At 75.1% G+C, this 3,563-nt stretch carries 3 protein-coding genes and 1 pseudogene; all 4 read left to right on the forward strand.

What is annotated here, in order from left to right; translation table 11 throughout:
* On the forward strand, positions 1-1,394 hold a 1,394-nt coding region (locus ACRDTB_RS37700; protein WP_431437058.1), incomplete at its 5' end, for a S8 family peptidase.
* Positions 1,364-1,975, forward strand: coding sequence for an RNA polymerase sigma factor (locus ACRDTB_RS37705; RefSeq protein ID WP_431437059.1), 612 nt, complete (start codon positions 1,364-1,366; stop codon positions 1,973-1,975). The genes ACRDTB_RS37700 and ACRDTB_RS37705, both read left to right, overlap by 31 nt.
* A complete protein-coding gene (locus ACRDTB_RS37710) occupies positions 1,972-2,466 on the forward strand; it encodes a hypothetical protein (protein ID WP_431437060.1) in 495 nt (164 codons plus the stop codon). The genes ACRDTB_RS37705 and ACRDTB_RS37710 overlap by 4 nt, the downstream gene beginning before the upstream one ends.
* Positions 2,467-2,531: 65 nt before the next feature.
* Positions 2,532-3,563 (forward strand): annotated as a pseudogene (locus tag ACRDTB_RS37715) (CHAT domain-containing protein); the annotation flags it as partial.

Raw genomic sequence — 3,563 nt, forward strand, 5'->3', positions numbered from 1 at the left:
TGGGCGGGGCGGCCGGGGGGGCCGCCCCGCCGGTGGCCCGGCTCGAGCCGCGCGACCCGGACGCGCCGGCGACGGTCGACGCCTGGCACGCGCTGCGCCACCTGCGGACGGTGGCCGGTGCGGGAGCGGGCGAGCTGGCGAGCGCCGTGGGGACGCCGGACCCGGTCACCCTGGAGCACCTGCTGTTCCTGGGCCTGGACCCGGCGCCGTGGGACTCGCACGGGGTCGACCCGGCGCCGTGGGACTCGCACGGCGCCAACCCCGCGCCGTGGGACTCGCACGGCCTGTACGCCGGCGACTCCTACATCCGCACGATGCGGGGCGGCCCGGTGCCGGTCAGCATGTCCATGCGCCCGGTCGCGTCCAGGGCGATCGCGCGCGACGGCGGCTTCGACCGGCGCCCGGTCATCGCCGTGCTGGACACGGGGATCGCGGCGCACGAGTGGTTCGGCACCATCGACCGCAGCTCCGGCATCCCGCCGGGCGGGTTCATCCGCGTCCTCAAGGAGGTGCAGGACGCGATCACTGCGAGCAGTCGCGAAGCGGGCGGCGCGGCACGCCTCATCGAGGACTACTGGGACCAGGACGTCCCCGCCAACCCGCTGACCGGCGAGCTCGACCGGCACGCCGGGCACGGCACGTTCATCGCGGGCATCGTCCGCCAGGTGGCGCCGGACTCGGAGGTCGCGGTCGCCCGGGTGATGGCCGGGGACGGCGTCGCGTACGAGAGCGACGTGCTGGCCGCGCTGGAGAAGCTCGTCGAGCAGGTCAGAGCGGCCCAGGCGCCCGGGGGCAACCCGGGGGACATGATCGACGTCCTGTCGCTGTCGATGGGTTACTACAGCGAGACGGCACAGGACGAGGCCGAGACGACCGAGTTCGCCAGGTGGATCGGCGAGCTGACCGACCTCGGCGTGCTGGTGGTCTCGGCGGCCGGCAACGACGCGACGACCCGGCCGTTCCTGCCGGCCGCGCTCGCGACCTCCCCGCCGCGAGGGGGCGGGGAGCCGGTGATCAGCGTCGGCGCGCTGAACCCGAACGGCACCAAGGCGTTCTTCAGCAACCAGGCGCCGTGGGTGCACGCCTGGGCGACGGGTGCCGGGATCGTCAGCACGTTCCCGAGGCTGCGGGGGAGCGTCGGGCCGGCACACGCGATCCGCGAGCTCGACCGCGAGTCGCTGGACCCGGACGACTTCAGCAGCGGGTTCGCGTTGTGGCACGGCTCGTCGTTCGCGGTGCCGCACGCGGCCGCGGTGCTGGCCAACCAGTTGATCGACGCCGCGGACGCCGAACCGGGACGGCTGCACCTGGGGGACGTGGGGCAGGAAGCGATGCGCGCACGAGCACGGCTGGCGGTGGCGGCATGCGTGAAGACGCCGCAGCCGGTGACGTAGCCGAGCGGGTGCCGCCGGACCAGGAGGAGCTGTTCCACGCCGCCCGCGGGGGTGACCGGGAGGCGCTGGCCGAGCTGGTCCGGCGGCTGACGCCGATGCTCTGGCAGGTCGCCCGGTCCCAGGGGCTGGACCGGGAGGCGAGCGTCGACGTCGTGCAGACCACCTGGCTGCGGCTACTCGGGTCGCTGGCCAGGATCCGCCAGCCGGCGGCGCTCACGGCCTGGCTGGTCACCGTCACCAGGCGCGAGGCCTGGCGGGTCCACAAGGCCGGCCGGGCCGAGCACGTCGAGGAGGACGCGGTGTTCGTCGAGATGCGGGACGCCGGTCCGGGGCCGGCCGAGCAGGTCGTCGAACAGGTCGCCGCCGGCGACCGGCGGGCGCGGCTGTGGGCCGCGGTCGACGCGCTGCCCGAGCGGTGCCGGACCCTGCTACGCGTCATCGCGTTCACCCGGCGGCCCGACTACGCCGAGGTCAGCCGGACGCTCGGCATGCCCGTCGGCAGCATCGGGCCCAACCGCGGCCGCTGCCTCGCGATGCTGCGCCGGCTGCTGCTGTCCGACCCGGCGGGAGGCTGGCGGTGACACCCGAGTTCGCCGAGGGGCCGGACGCCCCGCTGACCGACGAGGACGCGGAGATCCTGGCCGGCGTGCGGCAGCTGTGGGAGGTTGCCGACCCGATGCCGCCCGGGCTGGTCGACCAGGTCCAGTTCGCGATCGACCTGGACCGGGTCGACGAGGCGGTCGAGCTCGAGGTGTCCCGGCTCGTCGAGGTGCGCGAGCTCGCCGCCGCGCGCTCCGACGAGCTCACCCGTCTCGTCACGTTCCAGTGCGACAGCCTCAGCATCATGATCACCATGGAGCCGCGGGCGGATGGCACCACGCGGATCGACGGGTGGCTGACCCCGGGCGCGAGCCACCGCATCGAGCTGCGCTCCCCGGCCCGCACGATGTCCACGGAGTCCGACGACACCGGCCGGTTCGCGCTCGACGCGGTGCCCGCCGGGATCGTGCAGCTCGTCGTGCACGTCGTGGAGAGCGCCCGGCGGATCATCACCCCGACGATGGAAATTTGACACCTACGTGAAAAGAGAGGCCCTCGCCTCTGTCCCGCCGCCCGGCGTGACTTGATACTGGCCAGATGCCCTCCGCACCGGCCGGCGAGGCCGCGGCCACTCGCGCGCGCGAGCTGCACGGCCGTGGCCTCGAGGCGCTCAACCGCGGCCGGCCGCTGCTCGGTGCCCGGTCGCTGCGGGCGGGCCTGCGGCTGCTCGGCTGGCCCGAGGCCGGCGCGGCCTGGTCGGCGCACCGCGAGCTGACCGTCCGGCTCCTCGGCACGCTGGCCGCCGCGGAGGTCGCCCGCGGCAACAGCGACCTCGGCTTCGAGCTGCTGGACAGCGCCGACACGCTGCTCACCGAGGACAACCGCGGCGTGCTGCTCCTCCAGCGCGGCCTGCTGCACACCATGGTCGGCCGCCTCGACGACGCCCTGCAGTGCTTCGACGCCGCCGTGCCGCTGCTGGAACGCGCGGACGAGCGGGTCGCGCTCGCGCGCACGCTGCTCAACCGTGCCTTCATCAACCAGATCGCCGGCCAGGTCCGCCCGGCGCTGGCCGACCTCGCGCGCAGCGAGGAGATCAGCCGCGAGCTGGACATGACCGTCCAGGTCGCGAAGGCCCGCCACGGCCGGGGTTCGTGCCTGCTGCTCGCCGGCGACATCCCGGGCGCGCTGCGTGCGTTCGAGCAGGCCGAGCGGCAGTACACGGAGAACGCCGACGGCATGCTCGCCGTGCTCGCGGTGGAGAAGGCGCGGGCGCTGCTCGCGGCCGGCCTGTGCGTGGACGCCGCCGCCGTGCTCGACGCCGCGCTGCCCCGGTTCCCCGGGCTCGGGATGAACCAGGAGCAGGCGGAGGCCGAGCTGACCCGCGCGCAGATCGGCCTGGCGGTCGGCGACAACGGGTCGGCCCGGCGGTGGGCCGTGCGGGCCGAACGCCGATTTCGCCGCCGGCAGAACGAGACCTGGGCCGCGGTCGCCGAGCTGACCAGGCTGCGGGCGGAGTTCGCCGATGGTCGGACGCCGGCCCGGATCGCCACGACGGCAGCCGCGCTCGCCGCCCGGCTCCGCGAGCTCGGGCTGGACAACGACGCGGAGGCCGCCGAGCTGCTCGCGGCC

Origin of the sequence: Actinophytocola sp. (assembly GCF_050699935.1) — a bacterium.
GTDB lineage: Bacteria > Actinomycetota > Actinomycetes > Mycobacteriales > Pseudonocardiaceae > Actinophytocola.

Excerpts from the sequence above, each read along its gene's own strand:
- ACRDTB_RS37705 (WP_431437059.1), top strand. The coding sequence starts at position 1,364 with ATGCGTGAAGACGCCGCAGCCGGTGACGTAGCCGAGCGGGTGCCGCCG.